Genomic DNA, 22282 nt, shown 5'->3' on the forward strand with positions numbered 1-22282 from the left:
TAGAAAGGGCTGTTTAGCATGAAGATTGTTGATTTGGAACTTTATCATAGCTCGATTCCATTGCATACCCCATTTAAAACAGCGTTGCGCACAGTAACCATTGCGGAAAGTATAGTTGTGAAAATAACCTGCGATAATGGCATCACTGGCTGGGGAGAAGCCCCGCCGACACATGTTATTACAGGGGAAAGCCTGGCGAGCATCCATTATGCAATGGATAAAGTGCTCCGTCCGGTTATAATCGATGCATCATTATGTTCTTATGCAGCTGTATTTGCCCGTTTAGAGAAAGCAATCACAGGCAATACAAGCGCCAAGGCTGCAGTGGATATGGCATTGTATGATTGTCTTGCTCAAGCAGCCGAACAGCCTTTATATCAATACCTGGGAGGCTATCGTTCGCAGATTGAAAATGATTATACGGTCAGCGTGAATGAGACGGAACTGATGGAGCAGGATGCAAAATTATATAAAGAGAATGGGTTTCGGATTTTAAAGGTGAAAGTAGGCAAGGACCCGGCAGAAAAAGATATAGAACGGGTAGCTGCTATCAGGAAAGCTGCAGGAGAGGATGTGCTGATACGGTTAGATGCCAACCAGGGCTGGACGGCGAAAGAGGCTGTGAAAGCTATTACACAAATGGAAGAGCTGGGATTAAATTTGGAATTGGTAGAGCAGCCTGTGCCGGCACATGATGTGCAGGCGCTCAAATATATTACCGAACGTACCACAACACCAATTATGGCTGACGAAGCGGTATTTTCCACACAGGATGCACGCCGTGTGCTGGAAATGGGGGCGGCAGATTTAATCAATATTAAATTGATGAAGTCCGGCGGAATCCATCAGGCTATAAAAATCGCGAACCTGGCTCAGGATTTTGGTGTCTCATGTATGGTCGGAAGCATGATAGAGACCAAGCTGGGCATTACCGCAGCAGCTCATTTTGCAGCCAGTCATCCGGCGGTGACCCGCTTTGATTTTGATGCGCCGCTGATGCTGTCCGATGATATTTTGGAAGGCGGTATCCAGTATCAGGGAAAGGGAAATCAAATTACGTTTTCAAATCAATCCGGACTCGGGATAAAATCAGTGAAGAAAGCTTATCTGCAAACAATCAAAAGGGAGGGGAGCTGGTAGAATGCAGCAGTTGTTGAAGGAGCTTCCGAAAACATTCCATGTAACAAATGTACAGGCTGCAACAATTTGGACCAATCCGCAGGCAGCCAGAGCAGAGGATAAAGATGGAACCTCCCATCCTACAGATATATTAAAATGGGTCAATTCCTTAACCTATGAGGAAAGCTTGGCACTATGTAATGAAAATCGCGTACAATCGCAAACGCTATATGGCGAGCCTGTTATCGTTTTAGAAGAAGAGGGAGACTGGGCGCATGTGATTGCTCCGTTCCAGCCGTCCAAAAAAGATTCCAGAGGCTATCCTGGATATATCCCTCTCCGGCAATTGACAAGCGTGGATAAAGAAGCATGGCTTCAGGATAAATATATTGTGGTGACGACAGACAATGCCTGGCTGGAAGACCCGGCGAAAGACACGCGCATCCAGCTGAGTTATTTAACGATACTGCCTTATTTAGGGGAGAGGGAAGCACATGTTTATGTACAAACACCATCCGGAAAGCAGCAGATCGCCAAAGAAAAAACAGTCACCGTGACAAAAGAGGACGGGATAAAACAGGGCAGCGGAGCAGATATTGTCACTGCAGCTCTTCCCTTCATCGGATTGGATTATTTCTGGGGAGGAATGAGCTCCTTCGGCTATGATTGTTCCGGTCTGGCCTATGCTGCACATAAAGCAAATGGTTACTGGATTGCCCGGGATGCGGGAGACCAGGCGAGGGCGGGAGAAGAAATTGCAATCGATGCCCTCAAGCCGGGAGATTTGCTTTTCTTTGCCTATCAGGAAGGGAAAGGAGCCATCCATCATGTCGGCATCTATAAAGGAAATGGAGAAATGCTGCATTCCCCGCAAACCGGAAAAGGGGTGGAAATCACGCCTTTAAAAGGGACCGAGTATGAAAAGGAGCTCTGCGCAGCAAGAAGATACTGGAGGTGAGGAGATGGAAGATAAAATCCTGGAAGTAAAAAATCTAGTGAAATACTTTGATGTCGGGAGGTCAGATATTTTAAAAGCTGTTAATGATGTATCTTTTCATATTTTTAAAGGGGAAACGTATGGGCTGGTTGGCGAATCCGGCTGCGGAAAATCTACCATCGGCCGCACGATTCTAGGATTATATGAAAAAACAAGCGGGGATGTTTGGTTTAATTATGAAAATGTCCATGGGTTGACGGAAAAGGAACAATTCGCTCTCTACCGCAAGATGCAGATGATTTTTCAGGACCCCTATGCTTCGCTGAATCCCCGGTCTACCATTAGGGAAATTATCTCTGAGCCGCTGGAGGTACATGGGGTTTTTAAGAAGAAAAAAGACCTGATGAACCGGATATATGAACTGTTGGAAGAGGTAGGGCTCAGCCGGGATCATGTGAACCGCTATCCACATGAGTTCAGCGGCGGACAGCGCCAGCGAATCGGAATTGCAAGAGCGCTCGCGCTAAACCCGGACTTTATTATTGCGGATGAGCCTATCTCTGCATTGGACGTTTCTGTGCAGGCGCAGGTCGTCAATCTGATGAAGCGGCTGCAGCAGGAAAAAGGGCTGACGTTCTTATTTATTGCCCATGACCTATCGATGGTAAAACAATTTTCAGACCGGATCGGCGTAATGTATCTAGGGAATTTAGTAGAGGAAACAAGCGGAGAAGCGCTCTATGAAAATCCATTGCATCCTTATACCAAAGCCCTGCTATCAGCTATCCCGATCCCTGATCCGGATATAGAAGAAAAGAGAGAGCGGATTATTTTAGAAGGCGAATTGCCAAGCCCTATCAACCCGCCCTCTGGCTGTGTATTTCGAACAAGATGCCCCATGGCAATGGAGATATGCAAGGACGTCAAGCCGGTATGGCAAGAGATAGATCCCGGGCATCGTGTAGCCTGTCACCTCTATGATAAAAATTATCAAGACAGCCTGACAACAGGACCGCAGCGGACAAAAGAAATTGTCGAAGAAGAAATTCAATCATAGCAGGAGGACCATAGAAACTCTTAACCGATAGAGACCCTCTATGGTTTTTTTGTGTATATCATAAAAGCGGAATTATTTGATAAGTGGAATAATAGAAACCTGTCCAAATTTCGTGCAAGATACGATGTTTTAATATAGGCGATGCTACAAATGTTTTTGGCTGAACGCCTGATCGCAACGGTTTTCGATGGGACGCGTAATGGTAGCAATGCTGTTAAGTTAATGAATTTTATTAATTTTGATACAGATAGTAATAAAACCTATCTAGCGTAGTGTTTTTCTGGGGTTGCGATTACTCACCCCACCAAAACCCGTCGCAGCGGCGTTTTAACCTGACAACATTATTAATCGCGGTCCGAGAATGTCACGCACAAAGCTTTTAATTCTTATTCCACAGGAACGCAAAACCTCCCCGCTGAATAAAGTTTCCATTCTAATTTTCCATTTGCATAACGCACTTCTCACTTTTTTTCTTAAGAAAAGGTCTATTTTGCCGGTAAAATGTATAAATTTAATAGTAGGCATGATAGACATAAACAGCTTATCAGTCTTAAGAAAAGGAGGAGGAACGTGTATAACAAAAAATATAAACGGAAAAATACAGCAGTTCATAAGAAAATGAAACAATTGAAGCAGAAAAACAGGATATCGAACCAGCCAATCCAGAAAATCGTACCTTTTTCTAACCGGAAATTAGTGCATTATAAACCTCAGCGCTCGTCTCCTTGGAAGCAGATAGTCATTACGGTTTTTATGGTTATGATGTTTTTTATTCTTGCTGTCCCGACAGTGGTTGTACAAATGACTAAGACAGAAAATCAAATTAGTGCAGGCTCGGAGATAGTAGCCAATGACGAAGAAAAGGAGAACGAAGAAGATGGGGCAGAAGAACTTCCAAAAGAGACAGCATCCAGCAGCGAGGCAGTAGAAGTTGGGGCTTCTCCATTTAATGTTTCTGTCATGCGCGTGAGTAATGAAGAAGTGGAAAATGTTCCGGTAGAGCAATATGTCGCTGGTGTGGTTTCTTCGGAGATGCCCGCAGAGTTTGAAATGGAGGCATTAAAAGCACAGGCGATTGCTGCTAGAACATTTACAGTCAACTTTTTATTAAATGGCGAGAAAAATGATAGCTATGACCTGACCGATTCGACACAGCATCAAGTATATAAAAGTGAACAAGAGCTGCAAGAACAATGGGGAGCAGAATATCATGAGAAAATGAACAAAATAAACCAGGCTGTGAAAGAGACAGAAGGGCAGATTATTACTTACAATAGTGCGCCGATTACAGCTTCCTTCTTTTCTACAAGCAATGGCTATACGGAAAATTCAGAGGATTATTGGGAAGGCGAGGTTGCCTATCTGCGCAGTGTAGAGAGTCCCTGGGATCAAGAATCACCGGAATTCTCCCAGCAGACAACGCTGACCGTTGCAGAAGTATCCGAGGCTTTAGAAATTCCGCTTCAGGACGATAAGGCAATCCCGATGGAAATCAACCATACAGACAGCGGCAGAGTAGCAGAAATAACCGTAGCCGGGACGGCATTTACCGGTCCGGAATTTCGCGATAAATTAGGCTTAAGATCGAGTGACTTTACCATTGAACAGAGTGACAGCCATTTGATTTTTACAACACAAGGCTATGGGCATGGTGTCGGCATGAGTCAATACGGAGCAAATGGCATGGCGGCAGAAGGTAAAAACTATGAAGAAATCATTCATCACTATTACACAGATGTTGAAATCAGCCAGATAGGTGAAATAGCACCAACCCTCGTTTCTAACTGAGACGGGGGATTTTTTATCAAAAAAATAGGGTAAGCCTATCAATGTCTTTTCTATTCATGTGCAAAAAACTGCTTCATATGGTTTGAGAATCAGATGCTTTTGAAGCTGCTGCGATGAAGCTTTTCCTTCTATCTTAAACCAGGATAAAAGCGAAATAACCTATCTATGAAAACCTCTGCATAAACTACTTATTATGAAAATCAAAAAAATTTTTTCATAGCCATGTATATAATTCTCTTTTTCTGCTCACAATGGTTGCAGAGGTGATGAAAATGAAAGAGGAATTCAAAGGCCCAAAAAATAAATGGAGCCAAATTTTCCGCAAGAAATGGTTTTTCCCAGCAATGTATTTAAGTATCGCAGCTGTTTTATTAGCAGCAGTCGTTTGGTATCAAAATGCAGGATCTGATGTTTCAGAACCGGCTGATCAAAGAAATGGAGAGGAAGAATATCTTCCAGTAATGAATGAAGAAGATTCCGTTCCGGTAGTTGACCAGCAGGAATTGGTAGGAATGCCGCTTGAAAACACAGATGAAGCAGAAATCGTAACTAAATTTTTTGACTACAACGCAGAACAAGAAGACAGAGAAAATGCACTTGTACTTTACAACAATCGTTACTATCAAAGTACAGGAGTAGATATCGCAGCAGCAGATGCAGAATCATTTGATGTTTTGGCTTCTATCAGCGGAACAGTAGAAGAAGTGAAGGAAGATCCGTTACTAGGCAACGTGGTTGTGTTATCTCATGGGGATGACTTAAAAACGTATTATGCTAGTCTTGAAGATGTGGCTGTCACTGTCAGTGATAAAGTGGCACAAGGAGACACGCTTGGAACAGCTGGTAAAAACTTGTTTGGTAAAGACAATGGAACACATTTACATTTTGAAATCCGTAAAGATGGCAAAGAAGTAAATCCGGAAAGCTATTTTGAGCAGCCGGCATCCAGCATTGCCGTAGAAGAAAGTGCGGAAGAGGATGAAGCAGTAAGCGATGAGCCGACTTCAGGAGAAGATGTAACAGAGCCTGAAGAGGGTGCAGAAGATGAAGAAGATACGGAACAAGAAGAAGTACCAAGTGAAGACGAAGAAGCAGATGAAGAAATCGATGTAGAGTTGGAAAATTCAGAAGAATAATTTGAAATGCTTGGGAAAACCAAAAATCCGGTGATGAATCCTTCATTGCCGGTTTTTTTATTGGTTTTTTTAACGTCCCCTAAAGCAATGCAGGAACGAACTTTTGAAAATACATCTTGTCCCCCGGATTATTTGTACAAATCTTAAGCATAAAGGAACGTTTTTTTTAATATGATGATATTACAAACCATGCAATCGAACTGTCTGAGGTGAAAAGACATGTGATTTAGAAGTATCCTTCATCTAAAGTGGAACCCTTTTTTTATATACCAATGACTACATAAAAATAGTCAACCGCTTATTATAGTATGTGTTCAAAAAAGTGCAATGAAAAGGACCGAGTCGGCTAAAAACGCAACGTTAGCGGAAAAGCAAGCTAACGTAGAAATTCGATGTGTCATTTTCAGTGGATTTTTTGAACATCCTTTTATAAGTCCTATCCCAAAACATACACCCTGTCCAAACGACACCTCGGAATTACAACTTAGGGGGGCGAACGGTGTGCATGATTACATCAAAGAAAGGACAATTAAAATAGGGAGGCATGTTGTAGAAACGAGAAAAACAGTCCGCACCATTGCAAAAGAATTTGGCGTATCCAAAAGTACGGTCCATAAGGACTTGACAGAGCGCCTGCCGGAAATCAATCCCAAATTAGCATTGGAAGTAAAAGAAATCTTAGAGTATCATAAAGCAATCCGACATTTGCGCGGGGGAGAAGCAACAAGAAAGAAGTATAAAACGCCAAAAGACGAGGCACCATTAACAGAAGCAAAAATCACACAAACATTCCTATCTTCCTCCAGCAGGCCAAAAGCACAAGGAAGCTAGGAAAATAGAGACAATCCAATTTTTAGCAAAAAGTTGGATTGTTTTTTGTTGCCATTTCTTTGTACAAAGGAGAATCACGAATAGATCAAGGATGATTCCTATTAATGCAAATTAGGAGAAGATTTTATTTAAATTAAATTATCAAATAACTTATTGACTGAACGAATGTTAGGTAATATAATAATCTAACAATCGTTAGGTGGTGAGGAATTGCAAAAAAAGTTAATTGATGCAGCACTAAAACAATATGCTTTAAATGGGTATCATGGCGCAACAATGAGGAAAATAGCCAATGAAGTTGGTATTAAACCGGCATCTATTTATTTTTTCTACAAAAATAAAGAAGATTTGTTTATCGTGGCATTCAAGCAATTTTTGGATAACCATTTTGATAAAATGAAAAGTATTTTGAATGAGAAGCGAGAGGAGCCTGTTCAGAAGATTTTTTCTGCCATGTTTGAAGGGATTGCAGACCACCATAAAGGAGATATGGAAGGAACGGATGCTTATATTTCATTGGTAACTTCTCCAATACCGGGAATCTCGCAGTATTTGTATGACCATATGAAGCGATATAATGAATGGCTTGTCGCATCCTTAGATTCGATACTAAGAGATAGTTATCCGAAGATGCAGGCTGATGAAATTGACAGAATTATTAAGCAGTTCGTTTTGATAGGTAACGGCGTCTTTTGGGGGATTAAATTATACGACGGGGCTGATTTTGAAGAGCAGATTATACTGGCAAGTCAGTTGATGCAATCATTATTAGAGGAATTGCATTTTAAATACATGTAAACAGCGTTATTTTAATCAGTGCAAGGAGCCGCAATGCTTTTTGAGAGAACGAGTAATTGCAACAACGGTTTTAATAGACCGAGTAATCGCAGGTCTCAATGCTGTCAGAGGCATGAATGATGAAATATCAAGCGAAGTATATACCGAGTTTTCTAAAAAATAAGTTATTAACTCAACTTTCGCACCTAAGAATAAGCAAATATATCTTGCTATTCCAAGATGAACATGTTCTTCATTACCATGCTTGCATTTTGGTGAAATATCCGGCCTTTTTGGACTTGATGATGGTGCATAGCTCCGCTCCGGCCAACCACTCCGCTTTCCGACGTACAAATGTTTTCGATGGGACGAGTAATCGCAGTCCCAGGACGTACTAGTGCAGACGTTGCAACAACTCTTTTCGATGGGGTGAGTAATCGCAACCCCAGGACGTTGCGGTCTTAGTCTGCCATGGGGACGGCTTCAGCTAACTTGAAAAGAAAACCGCTTTTCAAGTGGGTCTTCAGCTCGCCCTGCGATGCACAAATGTTTTCGATGGGGCGAGTAATCGCAGTCCCAGGACGTGCAAGTGCAGGCGTTGTGACAACGCTTTTCGATGGGGTGAGTAATCGCAACCCCAGGAGTCACGGGTTTAGCCTGCCAACCACTTAGGAGTCTGCGTGGTTGGCCTGCGCTCTGATAGGATTCTACAGCGAATGAAAGAAATATCATCTCAATGAGCTAGACGAAATAGCAGCTTTTTCCTGAACAACCCAATCATAACAGCATGAAATGACGAAGGAGGAATAAACAATGGGGAATAAAACCAATATTGGAGATGATTATTCACTATCCAGAGTACCCAGATCGGCAAGGCAGTCTCTTTGGAGTATTACGATTATTAGAGTAGGAGCATTAGCAACCATTTCCCAATTTATTTTAGGTGCATCGCTAGGTTATGGAATGACATTTTGGCAAGCTTTTTGGGCAACGATGCTGGGAAGTGTTATTTTACAGGTTATCAGCTTTCTTTTAGGATATGCAGGTGCTAAAGAAGGTCTTTCCACCAGTTTACTTTCAAGATGGACAGGGTTCGGCAGATACGGATCGAGCATTATCGGCGGCGTGATTGCTATTTCCTGTATCGGGTGGTTCGGGGTTCAAAACTCTGTGTTTGCCGATGGTCTGGTTCAGGCTACCGGGGGAGCACTTCCGCATGCAGCTGCTGCTACGATTACAGGATTAGGAGTTACAGTACTCGTTATCTTCGGTTTTAAATTATTGAGTATCACAGCTACAATTACAGTGCCATTATTCCTGTTAGCAATGGCTGTGGGCGTTTATTATGTATTTAGTGAGCATTCTATTAATGGATTATTCTCTGCAGCTCCGGCTGGTGACCCTTTAACAATGGGGGCAGCTGCTACAATGGTTGCAGGCGGATTTATCATTGGAGCTGTTATTACACCAGATTTCACCCGATTTGCTAAAAGTGGTAAAGATGTATTCTGGATGGCTACCATCGGGGTACTGATTGGGGAACTTGGAATCAATATGATAGCTGTATTGATGGCACTTGCTGCCCGGACGAATGATGTAGTGAGTATTATGGTACAAGCATCCGGCTGGCTTGGAGCATTTGCTGTTGTTTTATCTACAGTTAAAATTAATAATTTGAATCTGTATTCTTCGTCTCTCGGCTTTACAAATATTTTTGATTCCGTATTTAAAATAAAGCTTAACCGTGCAAAGGTTACATTAGTGATTGGTATTATTGGAACGGTGCTTTCCGTGCTTGGAATGCTGGATTATTTTGTTGATTTCTTAGTATTCCTCGGCGTACTTGTTCCGCCAATTGCGGGAATTATGGTGGTAGAGTACTTTATTTTAAAAACACACCGTAAAAGTTTGTATGAATCCAGAGAACAAGGGACGCTGCCCACAGATGTTGAAAAAATGCATCCTGTTACACTGATTGCCTGGGCAGCAGGTTTTGCTGCAGGGTATATCCTCACAATTGGTATTCCATCCATTAACTCGCTATTGATTAGCGGAATCGTTTATTATATCGGGTCCCTTATCTTTAGAAAAAAGAAATAATACAAATCAAATCTTATATTCTGGAAACATGGAGGCTTAAAAAAATGAGAAAAATAGGCAAACAAGAAATTGAAGATATCGCTGTTGGTGCAGCACTGCTTGGAACAGGCGGAGGCGGAGATCCATATATCGGAAAGCTGATGGCGCTGCAGGCAATCGAAGAAAATGGACCAGTAACTTTATTGGATATAGATGAAGTTCCAGAGGATGCTTTAGTTGTTCCCTCTTCCATGATGGGGGCTCCAACGGTCATGCTTGAAAAAGTTCCCAGTGGAGAAGAAGCGATCGAGGTTTTTGGGAAACTGGAAGAATTTCTTGGGGAAGACATTTATGCAACTTTTCCGATTGAAGCGGGAGGAGTAAACTCCATGCTGCCTTTTGCGCTCGCTGCAAGACGGGGATTGCCTGTTATTGATGCAGATGGAATGGGAAGAGCATTTCCTGAACTGCAGATGGTTACATTCTATTTAGATGGTATCCAGGCTACTCCGGCAGTAATCGGCGATGAAAAAGGGAATACAGCGCTGTTATCCACGATTGATAACGTCTGGACAGAACGCATTGCCCGCGCCTCTGCCATTCAAATGGGCGGCTCTGTAATGAATGCCATGTATTCCATGCGAGGTAAAAATCTAAAAGATAGCGGAATTGCCGGTATTTTAAAGTTGGAAGAGGAAATTGGAAAAACCATTCGCCTTGCTAAAGCAAATAATGTCAATGCGATTCAGGAAGTTTTGAAAACAGTGGGCGGGTTTGAATTATTCCGTGGAAAAGTAACAGATATCGATCGGAAAACAGAAACTGGTTTTGCGAGAGGTACAGCATCCTTTGAAGGAATCGGTGACTATAAAGAAGAAACGCTTCAGCTTCGTTTTCAAAATGAGCATCTTCTTGCTCAAACAGATCGGCGATTGCTTTGTGTGACACCGGATTTAATTGCCGTACTGGATGCAGAAACAGGTTTGCCAATTACTACAGAAGGAATCCGTTATGGTTCCAGATGTGTCGTTATTGGTATACCATGCCATGAAAAATGGAGAACGGAAAAAGGGATTGCAACAGTCGGACCCAAATATTTTGGCTACGATGTCGAATATACGCCGGTGGAAGAATTAGTTCGTAAAGGAGAGACGGAATAATGAGTACGTATCGTATTGGAATTGACGTAGGCGGAACACATACGGATGCTGTTTTGCTGGATCAGGATAATCAAGTGATTTCCGAAACAAAATCATCCACAACAGAGGACGTAGAAACTGGAATTTATACAGCGATGCATGAAGTGATTACAAAAGCAAATGTGTCTCCTGAACATATCCGTTATGCCATGCTTGGGACAACGCATTGTACAAACGCTATTGTAGAGCGGAAAGGGTTAAACAACATTGCTGCTGTTCGTATTGGCGCCCCGGCTACATTGGCAGTGAAACCGCTGGTAGGCGTGCCGGATGACCTTCGTGCGGCGCTTGGAAAGCATGTTTACCTTGTACGTGGCGGACATGAATTTGATGGCAGGGAAATCGTTGATTTAGATGAAGCACATTTATACAAAATTGCCAATGAAGTAAAAGGAGAGGTAGATTCTATTGCAATCACTTCTGTTTTTTCTCCTGTATCTACCGACCATGAGGAGAGAGCAAAGAAAATATTTCAAGAAGTATTAGGAGAAGACGTGGCCATTTCATTATCTGCTGAAATTGGTTCTGTCGGTCTGCTGGAACGTGAAAATGCAACAATCTTGAATGCTTCCGTAATCCGTGTAGCGAAAACAGCTGCAGACGGGTTTATCAATGCGTTAAAAAGTGAAAATATTGATGCAAAAGTATTTTTTGGACAAAATGACGGAACATTAATGTCTGTTGATTACGCGGTTCGTTACCCGATATTTACAGTTGCCTGTGGTCCGACAAACTCTTTACGCGGCGCTTCCTATTTAGGGAACCTGTCTGATGCTATTGTTGTAGATGTTGGCGGTACAACCTCAGATGTTGGTGTGTTAATTCATTCTTTTCCGCGGGAATCTTCTCTGGAAGTAGAAATTGGAGGAGCAAGAACGAATTTCCGTATGCCTGACTTAATTTCTATCGGACTCGGCGGAGGAACAATTATCCATGCAGAAGAAAACGAAGCATTTTCAATTGGTCCGGACAGCGTCGGGTACCGTTTGCCTGAGAAAGCAATGATTTTCGGCGGTGATACACTGACAACAACAGATGTAGCAGTAGCGCTTGGTAAAGTTGATTTAGGTGATGCATCCAAAGTGGCTCATCTGGATAAGTCATGGCTGAATAAAGTTTATGAGAAGATGGTGGAGCTTGTAGAAGAGGCTATTGACAAAATGAAGACAACCGCGGATCCCATTCCTGTTATTCTTGTCGGCGGCGGGAGTATTTTATTACCAACTGAATTAAAAGGGGCTTCACGCGTCCTCCGACCAGAACACTCCGGTGTTGCTAATGCCATTGGTTCAGCGATTTCTCAGGTCAGCGGACAAGTAGAAAGAATCTACTTATTAGATGAGGTAGGACGGGAGCATGCACTGGAATCGGCAAAATCGGAGGCAAAAGCAACAGCAGTAAATGCAGGTGCAGATCCGGAGACTCTTGTGATTGTTGATGTAGAGGACGTTCCTTTAGCTTATCTCCCGGGAAATGCCACACGGGTTAGAGTGAAAGCAGCCGGAGAACTGCAGCGGAACGCATAGCCTAAAAAAATACAAAGAAGTGTTCAGGCAAAGTTGACATAGGAAATATCATGTCAACTTTGCCTTTTTAATTACTCCACTTTCACATTTTAAAGTAGTTTGTCCTCTGGATATTTTGGTGAAGCGCCTTAAAAAAATAAAAAAATCTTATTTTCATACAGTTAATTACCGGGTTTTGTGGTAAAATAGTATACTAGTAGCATTTTGTCTTAGGACGGTGCAAGATAGTAACGCTAGGAGGATTTAGATTCATGTTTTCCAGAGATATTGGGATTGATCTTGGTACCGCAAATGTGTTGATACATGTAAAAGGAAAAGGAATAGTTTTAAATGAACCATCTGTCGTTGCCATGGATCGAAATACGAACCGTGTGCTTGAAGTTGGAGAAGAAGCCCGCCGTATGGTTGGACGTACACCGGGTAATATAGAGGCGCTGCGCCCGTTAAAGGACGGCGTTATTGCTGATTTTGATGTCACAGAAGCCATGTTAAGATATTTTATAAATAAAATTAATGTCAAAGGTGTTTTGTCAAAGCCGAGAATGCTTATTTGCTGCCCGACAAACATAACGAAAGTGGAACAAAAAGCCATTAAAGAAGCAGCAGAGAAGTCAGGCGGAAAGCGCATATACTTAGAAGAAGAGCCTAAAGTAGCTGCGATTGGCGCTGGAATGGATATTTATCAGCCAAGCGGAAACATGGTAGTAGATATCGGCGGCGGAACAACCGATGTAGCCGTGTTGTCCATGGGCGGCATTGTTACTTCGCAATCCGTTAAAATGGCTGGAGATAAGTTTGACTGGGATATTCTGCAATATATTAAAAAGGAATACAAACTGCTTATTGGTGAACGTACTGCAGAAGATATTAAAATCAATGTCGCTACGGTGTTCCCTGAATCACGTAAAGAATCCATGGATATCAGAGGCCGGGATATGGTATCTGGCTTACCGAGAACGATAACGATTGAATCAGAGGAAATTTCACAGGCGTTGATGGAATCTGTAGCACTTATTGTTCAGGCAGCTAAAGCAGTTCTGGAACAGACACCTCCCGAATTATCCGCAGATATCATTGACCGGGGCGTTATCCTGACTGGAGGCGGCGCACTGCTTCATGGAATTGACCAATTATTGGCGGAAGAATTAAAGGTTCCTATCTTTGTTGCAGAGGATCCGATGGATTGTGTTGCAAAGGGAACGGGAATCATGCTTGAAAATATTGATAAGCTTGAAAAAAGAAGTGTAAACTAATCATTAATAGAAGCTGGCAGAATGTGTTGCTTATTTTATTACCCTGCCAGCTCTAATCTTTTACATACAGAGGAGGAAGCTTTGTGTTAAGAGGTTTATATGGAGCGGCAAGTGGTATGATAACGCAGCAGCGGCAGCAGGAAGCATTGTCTAATAATATTGCCAATGCAAATACGCCAGGATACAAAGCCGATCAAACGGCAATTCGTGCTTTTCCGGAATTATTGATACAGCAAAGCGGCGGGAACACCATCCCGACCACGCAAGGAGGTTTCAATATTCCTTTATCCCGTCAATTGGGCGGTATGAATACAGGCGTATATGTTCAAGAAACGATTCCTCATTTTGCGCAAGGGGATATCAACGAATCGGGACTGCCGACAGATGTTGCGATCGAGCAGGGAAATGTTCCAGATGAAAATGGGGCTATCTTCTTTGCCGTTCAAAATGAAGATGGAGATGTACGTTATACGCGAAATGGTAATTTTACGATTGACGCAGAAGGTTTCCTTGTGACGAATCAGGGATACTATGTTTTAGATGAAGACGGGAATAACATTCAGACAGACGGAACGATAGAGACTATTACCCCAGAGGGCGTTATTCCGACAGCTGGCGGCGATGTGACAATTGGTATGCAGTATGCAGCGGATGCAAACACGCTGACGAAAGAAGGAAATGATCTTTTTGAAGGGGATGCAGAGGCTGTGCCGGCAGATGCAGCGTATGTATTGCACCAGGGGGCATTAGAACAATCGAATGTCAATACCGAACAAGCCATGACGGATATGATGAATGCTTATCGGTTATTTGAGAGTAATCAGCGCGTTTTACGGGTATATGATGAGAGTCTCGGAAAAGCTGTTACAGAAGTTGGTCGATTAGGATAGGGGGGAATTGAACATGTCACGTATTATGAATCAATCAGCAGTAACCATGAACCAAATCCAGCACAAGCTTGATGTTATTGGCAATAATATTTCCAATAGCAACACAACTGGATATAAAAACAGACAAGTTGAATTTTCTTCCTTACTAAGCCAGCAAATTGATAATTTGAATGCTCCGGAAAATGCAGAAGGCAGACTGACTCCCGATGGAATACGTGTGGGAGCAGGGGCGGGGTTAGGTGCTATTAACCTGAACCAGCTGCAGGGAAGCATGATAGAGACAGATCGCAGCTTAGATGCTGCATTAACGGAAGAGAATATGTTTTTTCAAGTGAACCGCGTAGAAAATGGGCAGCAGGATACAGTCTATACGAGAGACGGTTCCTTTTTCCTTTCTCCAGTTGAAGGAGGGGGCGTTGCCTTGACAACTTCCGATGGTCACCCTATTATCGGGACAGAGGGACCGATTGAAATCCAAGACGGGTTTGATGCCATTGAATTAAATGATCAAGGTCAATTGGTGGTCACCAGAGACGGTGAACAGACGGCAGAAGCTGAATTGGCTGTTGTGGAAGCTGTACGGCCCAGCGCTTTGGAAGCAGAAGGAGATAATTTCTTTACTGTTTCAGGAGCAGCGGATATAGACGAAATCATACAAGCATATGCTGGTGAGGGTGCTGTAATCCATCCGCAGTCATTGGAGCAATCAAATGTGGACATGTCGCAGCAGATGACAGATATGATGGCAGCCCAGCGGCTTTATCAATTTAATTCACGTTCCATCACCATGGGCGATCAAATGCTTGGGTTAGTGAATACCATTCGTTCCTGATTCAGGTTGAGACGATGGCAGTTACATACCGTTAGTGTTCAAGAAGGATGCGTTGTTTGATTGCTCTTTTTGAACATCCATTTGTAAGGAGTTACCGAAATGACGAATAATCCATCTTCACAGAATACCTCACAGGAAGCTGAGCAAGAGACAGCAGCTGGTGAGGAACAAGCAGTACAACAGGATATTTCTAGAAAAACAGATAAAAAAGAAAAACAGCAGCGTAAACGTGAGGAGAAACGCAGCAGACCGCGTTTGCGTATTTTTCCGATTTGGCTGCGTATCATTGTTATCACAATTTTTGCTGCAGCAGCCTTCATCATTGGCCTAATGATTGGTTTTGCTGTACTTGGCGACGGATCTCCATTAGATGTTCTGCGCCTAGAGACCTGGCAGCATATTATCGACATTGTAAATAAAACAGAGTAAAACATATTCGAGGATGGACGAATATGTTTTTGCTATAGTTTAAATAGGTACGTTAAGCAAATTATTACTAAAACTGAATTTGTGCACAGATAAGAAAAAACAAGAACACTACTTGCTCTTTAAATCATCGGTGTTCTTGCCAAGAAGATCTCCGCTACGACGGTTTTCGATGGAGCGAGTAATGCCAGCATTGTTATCAGGTTAATGAATTTTTAAATGTGATATTTGATACAACTAGATAGCCATTTGTTTTCTTATAACATTGACGAAATGATGATTGAGAACAGAGACTAGCGAATGCTTTTTGATGGGACGAGTAATCGCAATGGTTTTCGGTGGGGCGAGTAACCGCAGTCCCAGTCCCAGAAGAAAAACATGGAGACTCCTGGTCGGCTAAGAACGGTCACGTCCTGTGACCAACGACCGACACTAGGACGTCCTGTCCGTCGTGGGAAAGCGCGGAGGGAAGACCCCGCAGAAAAAAAGCGAACTTCTTTTTTTCTACCCTCGGGGCATAAGTGCGACTTTAGCTCTGTCTGCGCCTGTCGGCTTGCCAATCGCTAAGTCTTTCTTAAAGGAGATGAGCTCGGGGCCCATGGAAAGCGTAGTGTTTTTCTGTAGCGGCAACTATTAATATTAATTTATATAGCGTAGTGTTTTTCCAGAGCGGCTGTTTTCAGCTATTTTATTAACATTCTTATTTTAAAAAAGGAGTCGAAAAAATATGGATATTCAACAAATCAAAGAAGTTCTTCCGCACCGTTATCCGTTTTTATTAGTGGATCAGGTGAAGGACATAGAAGAAGGCAAAAAAGTGATAGCCATCAAAAATGTCACAGCAAATGAACCATTTTTCCCCGGCCATTTCCCAGATTACCCGGTAATGCCTGGAGTTCTTATTTTAGAAGCATTGGCACAAACAGGCGCGATCGCTGTTTTAGGCATCGAAGAAAACAAAGGGAAAATCGGCTTTTTAGCAGGCGTGGATAAATGCCGCTTCAAACGTCAGGTGAAGCCAGGAGATCAGCTGGAGCTGGTGGTTGAGATTATTCGCATGAAGGGGCCAATCGGCAAAGGAAAAGGCGTTGCGACGGTTAACGGTGAGGTTGCATGTGAAGCAGAAATTACATTTGCAATCAAATAAAGGATTCGTCAGCAATATGTAATAAATTTCCTAAATGATTATGAATAAGAAATGTATGATTCCTCTTTTCTGGGTTAACCTAATTTCGAGCAATAGGTTAATATAGAAGGGAGGAATTTTTTATGAAAAAAGTATTATTAAAAGTTGGTGCTTCTGCTCTTGCTCTTACGCTGGTAACTGGATGCGGTACATCCAATAATGAAGAGCCGGCAGATGATAACCCGACCATTGATCATGAAGAAAGAGAAGATGAATTTAACGGTAACGACGATAATCGTAATGATGATCCCATGGATGAAGACAACTTTGACGAGAGAGAAGAAGACATGCCTCGTAATAACGAATAAGCCGCTCTAAATAATAAAGAAGAAGGCAATGACTTTTTGGTTATCCTCTTACAGTGAGAAGAGAAATAAAAATTCTCTCACGCTGATAGGAGTAAATCCCCCACGTCCATTACCTTCTTCTTATTATTTTTTAAGAAATGATGAAGCCTGCTTAATGAACATATTCTTCACTTTCCGTCACATCATCGGAAGTAAGACCGGATAATACATGAACACGTAAAATATAGCCGGCCAGCTTTTGTTCCTCATTCACTACAGCTAAAGGAAAGCTGGACTCCAATGCTTTCGGGATTAAATCATTGATATATTCATCTCCTGCGACAACCGTAATATCTTTCTTGATCAGATCGCTTAATTGTTTATGCTCTTTGATTCCCTGTATCGCATCATCAATCGTCACAATCCCTTGAAGCCGTCTGGAGCGGTCTACGACAAATACGCTGGAGATGCCATTTTCGCGCATTTCTTTGACAGCCACATTGATTCCATCCTTGATGGAAACAAGCGCATTCGGCTTGGTCATAATATGACTTGCCTGAAATACCTTGGAACGGTCGATATCTTTAATAAACTCAGAAATATAGTCATTGGCGGGGCTGGCGATAATCTCTTCAGGAGTCCCGACCTGCTCCACATGTCCATCCTTCATCACAGCTACGCGATCGCCGATTCGAAAGGCTTCATTCACATCGTGCGTAATAAAAATAATCGTCTTTTGCAGCCGTTCTTGAATGTCTAACAGCTCCAGCTGCATTTCCCGGCGAATCAGCGGGTCAAGTGCACTGAAAGGCTCATCCATTAATAAAATATCCGGGTCATTGGTGAGTGCTCTTGCTAAGCCGACACGCTGCTGCATACCGCCGGATAATTCATCCGGATATTTATCCTCATAGCCCTTTAACCCTACTGTTTCAATATTTTGCATTGCAATTTCCCTGCGTTTTTCTTTTGGGACATTCCGAATTTCTAATCCATACTCGACATTTGCCAAAATCGTCCGGTGGCTGAAGAGACCAAAGTGCTGGAAAACCATCGCAATTTTTTCCTGACGGACTTTTTTTAATTCGTCCCGGCTGCATTTGGTAATATCCTGCCCGTCAATCAGAATCGAACCGTCTGTCGGTTTATTCAGAAGGTTGAAGCAGCGGATTAAGGTGGATTTCCCGCTTCCCGACAGCCCCATGATAACGAAGACCTCTCCCTTTTGAATGTCAAAGGTTGCATCATAGACACCAACCGTATGATTTGTTTTCTTCAAAATTTCTTCCTTCGATAATCCTTCTTTGATCATAGGGATGACAGATTTCGGTTTGGAACCAAATATTTTAGAAACATTTTTTACTTGTATTTGTACAGACATTATTGATTACCTCCACGACGTTGTACTTTTTCTGCGATACCATTGGTAATACGATCAATAATAATCGCCAGAAATACGATACTGATACCAGCTTCAAAGCCGAGCGCAATATCGATCCGGTTAATCGATACCAGCACCTGCTCGCCCAGACCGGAAGCACCGACCATGGATGCAATAACAACCATGGCTAATGCCATCATGGTCGTCTGGTTGACACCGGCCATAATTGTCGGCAATGCTTGCGGCAGCTGAACTTTGGATAAGGTCTGCCATCTGGAAGAGCCAAACGAATGCGCTGACTCCACAACCTCTTTATCCACACCGCGGATAGCCAGGTCGGTTAAACGGATGACCGGCGGCAGGGAATAAATTAATGTAGCGAAGATAGCAGAAACATTACCCAGACCAAAGAAGAAAATAGCCGGGATGAGATATACAAAGCTCGGCATCGTCTGCATCGCATCAAGAATCGGACGCAAAATCATCGAGACCCATTTATTAAATGCCATTGCAACTCCAAGCGGAATTCCAATAATCAAGCAAATGATAACGGCAGTTAAAATGATGGAAATCGTAATCATCATTTCCTCCCACAGGCCAAAGCTCCCAATGAGAAAAATAAAGAGGCCGTATAAAACACCTGAGAAAAGCGATTTAAAATACCATCCAAGTAAAAAGATGATAACGATAAACAGCCACCATGGAATAATCATTAGAAAATCAGTGAGTCCGCTGATAGACCTCGAGGTGATGAAAAATATAAAATCAAATAAAACTTCTAAGTTATTGGCAAGAAAGCTGACAAATTCGTCAACATACTTTCCAGCTTCGAATGTAATGTCTGGAAATTGAATCATAAGCATGATAACTGCTAAGGAAGCAGTATTTACCTCTCTTTCTGTAATGTATTTTTTAGTTAAGGTAAAAACGAAATGACGGATTGTGAAAAAGAAAGAGCAGCTAACCTGGTGGCCAGCTACTCCACGTTATTGTTTATTTTTTTATTCCAATGAATCAACTACATCCTGTGCAGTATCTTCTGGAAGCCAGGCTGTCCAGATATCTTCGTGCTCCTGCATCCACCAGATAGCTGCTTCTTCTGCTGATGCGCCATTATCTTCCATATACTCTAACGCTTCTTCGGTTAATGCGCTGCTTGTTTCATATTGTTCTAAGAATTCCACAACCTCAGGTGCTTGTTCAAGAAAATCCGGATGAACGGAAATAACCACATCATTTGGAGGGAATTCGGTTCCTTTTGACTCTTCCCAAATTTCTTCATCATAAGGTGCTTCTTCTAGTAAAATCAAATCATATTTTGCAGTAATCGCTGTAGGTGACCAATAGTAGCCGACCCATCCTTCTCCAGCTTCATAAGCACGGGCTAAATCGGTAATAATAGCTGAATCAGAGCCTGGGCTAAAGTTATTAAAGGTCTCATCTAATTCATAGAAATCGAATTTATCATTAATGGCTTCCTCTACAGCCCATCCGCTCGGCGCATTAATAATACGTCCTTTATCCGGATCTTCCGGATCTTGGAATACTTCCGGATAATCCTTCAAGTCTTCTACGGTTTGTAAATCAGGTGCAAGCGGCTCAATTCCTCGTTCTGGATCACCCTCGATAACGTAGGCAGGAACATACAGCCCCTGATTGTTATCATCAAAATTCACAGATAAGGTTTCAATATCGCCTGCTTCTGTTAATTCCTCATAAATATCGCGGATATTATCTGTCCATACCTCCATATACACATTGATATCCCCATCACTTAACCCCTGTATGGTCGCTGCAGTTGAACCGGAAGTAATATCTGTATCATAGCCGTATCCTTCTTCCATGATTTGTGCCGCAATATAATTGTGTACATTAATACTGTCCCAGCCGGCATCAGCTAAAACAATCGTATCAATTTCTCCCTCGCTTGATGCATCGCTGCATGCAGTTAAAATAAGAACCGATGCAGTTATCAAAGCAAATAATAATTTCTTCATTTTTTCTCCCCCTTTTATTTTTGGAATTTTCAGGTATATATTTCGATGAAAATGAAAGCAAAATAGTGTGTAAAACAAAAAATTTTGCAGCGGGTTAATCAATCAAGCTATTTATTCAAAAGCTGAAAGAAAATGATGTATGAGGATGGAAATAAGCTATGATTCGATTTTTAATTATACCTTATAGTTATAAAATTAAACAAAGCGCTTAAAAGTGGATAAAGATGCATATTTCGATGTATAAAGAGGTGAAGGCAGGTTTAAGCGTGTTTATCTTTGTAATTGTCGAGAATGCTCTAAAATACGTATGCGTTTTCAAAATGATTGATAAAAATCAGTCGAATCTTGTCAGATTCATAGGAAAATAGAATGATGGAGGACTGCGATTACTCGTCCCATCAAAAGCGCTGGGACTGCGATTACTCGCCCCACCAAAATCATTGCTGGAATTATTATGCGGCAATAAGCAGATAAGACTTGCGTCTGACGTTCCGTGAGGGGATATGTTATAGAAAAAGTGTATTTAATAACTTCTCTCATCACCTGGCAGACAAACGTTGCTTGGGTATTTTGAAAGGGATATACTTAAATGAGGAATTTTTTGAAACGAATTGCGTGTCACTTTCGTACGAAACAAAGAGACAGAAAAAAGGTATAAAAACGAGAGCAGGCAAGTGCCAGTTAAAATAAGGAAGGGGTATCTACATAACCATGAAAAAAAGTATTGGAGCAATTGGATTGATTTTGATGCTGTTTGTTTTAGCGGCGTGTACAGAGGATGACAATGAATCCGCTGAAGAAACACAGGAGGAGGTAATTACTTCTGTACAGACAGAGGAGGTCGAAGAAGGGGAATTGACGCGGGAAAGAACATTTAATGCCCGGCTGGAGCCTTCACAGACAACCCCGATTATGATTGAACAGCCTTTAGAAGTAGACACCTTAGAAGTAAATGTCGGCGACACGGTAGAAGAAGATGAGACAGTCGCTGAATTAACGCTTGATGGCAATACACAATCTGTGGACGCACCGGAAGCTGGGGAAGTCATTCAGATTCAGGCCGGGGAAGGCGAGAATATCGACCCGGAAGAGCCTTTTATGCTGATTGCGGATACAGATGAATGGAAAGCAGAAGGCAGTGCCTCCGAAAGCATGCTGAACCTTTTGAATATCGATGATGAAGTAGAAGTGACTGTGAGCGGAGAAGAGAAAACAGCTGCGATTACCAATATAGATCAGATTCCGGATGATACCGGATTATATCCGGTTACGGCAGCTTTTGAAACTGGAGATTCGTCCTTTATCTCCGGAGCTGTTGCAAAAATAACCGTCGAGGAAACCGTAGAATCGGATGCCTTATTAGTACCTACAGAAGCGGTTGTAGAGAGTGAAAGGGAGTCCTTTGTTTTTGTGGTAACGGATGAGGAAACGGTAGAGCAGCGCGAGGTTTCTGTTATTACGATGCAATCCCGGCAAACCGCAATCGAGGGAGATATCGAAGCTGGGGAAGAAATCGTCATAACAGGTCAATCCGGATTAGAAGACGGCGATGCTGTCGAAGTAGTGAAAGGGGAATAGATT

At 42.3% G+C, this 22282-nt stretch carries 21 protein-coding genes; 18 read left to right on the forward strand and 3 right to left on the reverse strand.

Features of this window, described 5'->3' with window-relative positions; genetic code table 11:
- The first annotated feature begins 18 nt into the window (after window positions 1-18).
- From ACFO3P_RS03925 to ACFO3P_RS04005, 17 genes are all read left to right on the forward strand, one after another.
- Window positions 19-1140: a mandelate racemase/muconate lactonizing enzyme family protein gene (locus ACFO3P_RS03925; RefSeq protein WP_379542166.1), complete on the forward strand. Its 1122-nt coding sequence runs from the start codon at window positions 19-21 to the stop codon at window positions 1138-1140.
- 1 nt (window position 1141) lies between these two features.
- A complete protein-coding gene (locus ACFO3P_RS03930) occupies window positions 1142-2077 on the forward strand; it encodes a C40 family peptidase (protein ID WP_193064697.1) in 936 nt (311 codons plus the stop codon).
- Between the two features lie 4 nt (window positions 2078-2081).
- Window positions 2082-3113 (forward strand): ABC transporter ATP-binding protein, encoded by a 1032-nt coding sequence (locus ACFO3P_RS03935; protein ID WP_193064696.1) that lies wholly within the window; start codon window positions 2082-2084, stop codon window positions 3111-3113.
- Window positions 3114-3683: 570 nt separating this feature from the next.
- Complete coding sequence (spoIID, locus tag ACFO3P_RS03940) at window positions 3684-4901, forward strand: stage II sporulation protein D (protein WP_379542167.1); 1218 nt, start codon at window positions 3684-3686, stop codon at window positions 4899-4901.
- Window positions 4902-5173: 272 nt separating this feature from the next.
- A complete protein-coding gene (locus ACFO3P_RS03945; RefSeq protein ID WP_193064694.1) occupies window positions 5174-6037 on the forward strand; it encodes a M23 family metallopeptidase in 864 nt (287 codons plus the stop codon).
- Between the two features lie 501 nt (window positions 6038-6538).
- On the forward strand, window positions 6539-6868 hold the full coding sequence (spoIIID, locus tag ACFO3P_RS03950; RefSeq protein WP_193064693.1) for a sporulation transcriptional regulator SpoIIID: 330 nt from the start codon (window positions 6539-6541) through the stop codon (window positions 6866-6868).
- Window positions 6869-7078: 210 nt separating this feature from the next.
- On the forward strand, window positions 7079-7666 hold the full coding sequence (locus tag ACFO3P_RS03955; RefSeq protein WP_193064692.1) for a TetR/AcrR family transcriptional regulator: 588 nt from the start codon (window positions 7079-7081) through the stop codon (window positions 7664-7666).
- A 40-nt stretch (window positions 7667-7706) separates the two neighbouring features.
- Window positions 7707-7829 carry a hypothetical protein gene (locus tag ACFO3P_RS03960; protein WP_264299300.1) on the forward strand — a complete coding sequence of 41 codons (123 nt, stop codon included), beginning with the start codon at window positions 7707-7709 and terminating at the stop codon, window positions 7827-7829.
- Window positions 7830-8458: 629 nt separating this feature from the next.
- Entirely contained in the window at window positions 8459-9745 is a 1287-nt protein-coding gene (locus tag ACFO3P_RS03965; protein ID WP_379542168.1) for a purine-cytosine permease family protein, read from the forward strand.
- A gap of 44 nt (window positions 9746-9789) precedes the next feature.
- Complete coding sequence (locus ACFO3P_RS03970; protein WP_256705206.1) at window positions 9790-10884, forward strand: DUF917 domain-containing protein; 1095 nt, start codon at window positions 9790-9792, stop codon at window positions 10882-10884.
- The gene (locus ACFO3P_RS03975) at window positions 10884-12449 is read left to right on the forward strand and encodes an ROK family protein (protein WP_042529551.1); all 1566 of its coding nucleotides are present in this window, start codon (window positions 10884-10886) and stop codon (window positions 12447-12449) included. Before ACFO3P_RS03970 ends, ACFO3P_RS03975 begins: the two co-directional genes overlap by 1 nt.
- Before the next feature lie 251 nt (window positions 12450-12700).
- Window positions 12701-13702, forward strand: coding sequence for a rod shape-determining protein (mreB, locus tag ACFO3P_RS03980; RefSeq protein WP_379542169.1), 1002 nt, complete (start codon window positions 12701-12703; stop codon window positions 13700-13702).
- Window positions 13703-13785: 83 nt separating this feature from the next.
- A complete protein-coding gene (locus ACFO3P_RS03985; protein ID WP_256705205.1) occupies window positions 13786-14592 on the forward strand; it encodes a flagellar hook-basal body protein in 807 nt (268 codons plus the stop codon).
- Window positions 14593-14605: 13 nt separating this feature from the next.
- A complete protein-coding gene (locus ACFO3P_RS03990; RefSeq protein ID WP_379542170.1) occupies window positions 14606-15424 on the forward strand; it encodes a flagellar hook-basal body protein in 819 nt (272 codons plus the stop codon).
- Window positions 15425-15523: 99 nt separating this feature from the next.
- Window positions 15524-15853 (forward strand): DNA-directed RNA polymerase subunit beta, encoded by a 330-nt coding sequence (locus ACFO3P_RS03995; RefSeq protein WP_042529560.1) that lies wholly within the window; start codon window positions 15524-15526, stop codon window positions 15851-15853.
- 724 nt (window positions 15854-16577) lie between these two features.
- Window positions 16578-16997: a 3-hydroxyacyl-ACP dehydratase FabZ gene (gene fabZ / locus ACFO3P_RS04000; protein WP_379542171.1), complete on the forward strand. Its 420-nt coding sequence runs from the start codon at window positions 16578-16580 to the stop codon at window positions 16995-16997.
- 122 nt (window positions 16998-17119) lie between these two features.
- Window positions 17120-17344 (forward strand): hypothetical protein, encoded by a 225-nt coding sequence (locus ACFO3P_RS04005; protein ID WP_042529564.1) that lies wholly within the window; start codon window positions 17120-17122, stop codon window positions 17342-17344.
- Window positions 17345-17495: 151 nt separating this feature from the next.
- Here the strand turns inward: ACFO3P_RS04005 and ACFO3P_RS04010 are convergent, their stop codons facing one another.
- From ACFO3P_RS04010 to ACFO3P_RS04020, 3 genes are all read right to left on the reverse strand, one after another.
- The gene (locus tag ACFO3P_RS04010; RefSeq protein ID WP_256705202.1) at window positions 17496-18704 is read right to left on the reverse strand and encodes a quaternary amine ABC transporter ATP-binding protein; all 1209 of its coding nucleotides are present in this window, start codon (window positions 18702-18704) and stop codon (window positions 17496-17498) included.
- A complete protein-coding gene (locus ACFO3P_RS04015; protein WP_212929177.1) occupies window positions 18704-19561 on the reverse strand; it encodes an ABC transporter permease in 858 nt (285 codons plus the stop codon). Before ACFO3P_RS04015 ends, ACFO3P_RS04010 begins: the two co-directional genes overlap by 1 nt.
- 144 nt (window positions 19562-19705) lie before the next feature.
- Window positions 19706-20701, reverse strand: coding sequence for an ABC transporter substrate-binding protein (locus tag ACFO3P_RS04020; RefSeq protein ID WP_193065083.1), 996 nt, complete (start codon window positions 20699-20701; stop codon window positions 19706-19708).
- Window positions 20702-21412: 711 nt separating this feature from the next.
- Here ACFO3P_RS04020 and ACFO3P_RS04025 point away from each other — a divergent pair.
- Window positions 21413-22279 carry an efflux RND transporter periplasmic adaptor subunit gene (locus ACFO3P_RS04025; protein ID WP_256705201.1) on the forward strand — a complete coding sequence of 289 codons (867 nt, stop codon included), beginning with the start codon at window positions 21413-21415 and terminating at the stop codon, window positions 22277-22279.
- Window positions 22280-22282: the final 3 nt, after the last annotated feature.

Source organism: Oceanobacillus aidingensis, assembly GCF_042654105.1.
Classification (GTDB): Bacteria; Bacillota; Bacilli; order Bacillales; family Amphibacillaceae; genus Oceanobacillus; species Oceanobacillus oncorhynchi.

What these genes read in the sequence shown, in the direction of transcription:
- ACFO3P_RS03925 (WP_379542166.1), top strand. Translation starts at nt 19, where the DNA reads ATGAAGATTGTTGATTTGGAACTTTATCATAGCTCGATTCCATTGCAT.
- ACFO3P_RS03930 (WP_193064697.1), top strand. Translation starts at nt 1,142, where the DNA reads ATGCAGCAGTTGTTGAAGGAGCTTCCGAAAACATTCCATGTAACAAAT.
- ACFO3P_RS03935 (WP_193064696.1), top strand. Translation starts at nt 2,082, where the DNA reads ATGGAAGATAAAATCCTGGAAGTAAAAAATCTAGTGAAATACTTTGAT.
- ACFO3P_RS03945 (WP_193064694.1), top strand. Translation starts at nt 5,174, where the DNA reads ATGAAAGAGGAATTCAAAGGCCCAAAAAATAAATGGAGCCAAATTTTC.
- ACFO3P_RS03965 (WP_379542168.1), top strand. Translation starts at nt 8,459, where the DNA reads ATGGGGAATAAAACCAATATTGGAGATGATTATTCACTATCCAGAGTA.
- ACFO3P_RS03970 (WP_256705206.1), top strand. Translation starts at nt 9,790, where the DNA reads ATGAGAAAAATAGGCAAACAAGAAATTGAAGATATCGCTGTTGGTGCA.
- ACFO3P_RS03975 (WP_042529551.1), top strand. Translation starts at nt 10,884, where the DNA reads ATGAGTACGTATCGTATTGGAATTGACGTAGGCGGAACACATACGGAT.
- mreB (WP_379542169.1), top strand. Translation starts at nt 12,701, where the DNA reads ATGTTTTCCAGAGATATTGGGATTGATCTTGGTACCGCAAATGTGTTG.
- ACFO3P_RS03990 (WP_379542170.1), top strand. Translation starts at nt 14,606, where the DNA reads ATGTCACGTATTATGAATCAATCAGCAGTAACCATGAACCAAATCCAG.
- ACFO3P_RS03995 (WP_042529560.1), top strand. Translation starts at nt 15,524, where the DNA reads ATGACGAATAATCCATCTTCACAGAATACCTCACAGGAAGCTGAGCAA.
- fabZ (WP_379542171.1), top strand. Translation starts at nt 16,578, where the DNA reads ATGGATATTCAACAAATCAAAGAAGTTCTTCCGCACCGTTATCCGTTT.
- ACFO3P_RS04005 (WP_042529564.1), top strand. Translation starts at nt 17,120, where the DNA reads ATGAAAAAAGTATTATTAAAAGTTGGTGCTTCTGCTCTTGCTCTTACG.
- ACFO3P_RS04010 (WP_256705202.1), bottom strand. Translation starts at nt 18,704, where the DNA reads ATGTCTGTACAAATACAAGTAAAAAATGTTTCTAAAATATTTGGTTCC.
- ACFO3P_RS04015 (WP_212929177.1), bottom strand. Translation starts at nt 19,561, where the DNA reads ATGATTCAATTTCCAGACATTACATTCGAAGCTGGAAAGTATGTTGAC.
- ACFO3P_RS04020 (WP_193065083.1), bottom strand. Translation starts at nt 20,701, where the DNA reads ATGAAGAAATTATTATTTGCTTTGATAACTGCATCGGTTCTTATTTTA.
- ACFO3P_RS04025 (WP_256705201.1), top strand. Translation starts at nt 21,413, where the DNA reads ATGAAAAAAAGTATTGGAGCAATTGGATTGATTTTGATGCTGTTTGTT.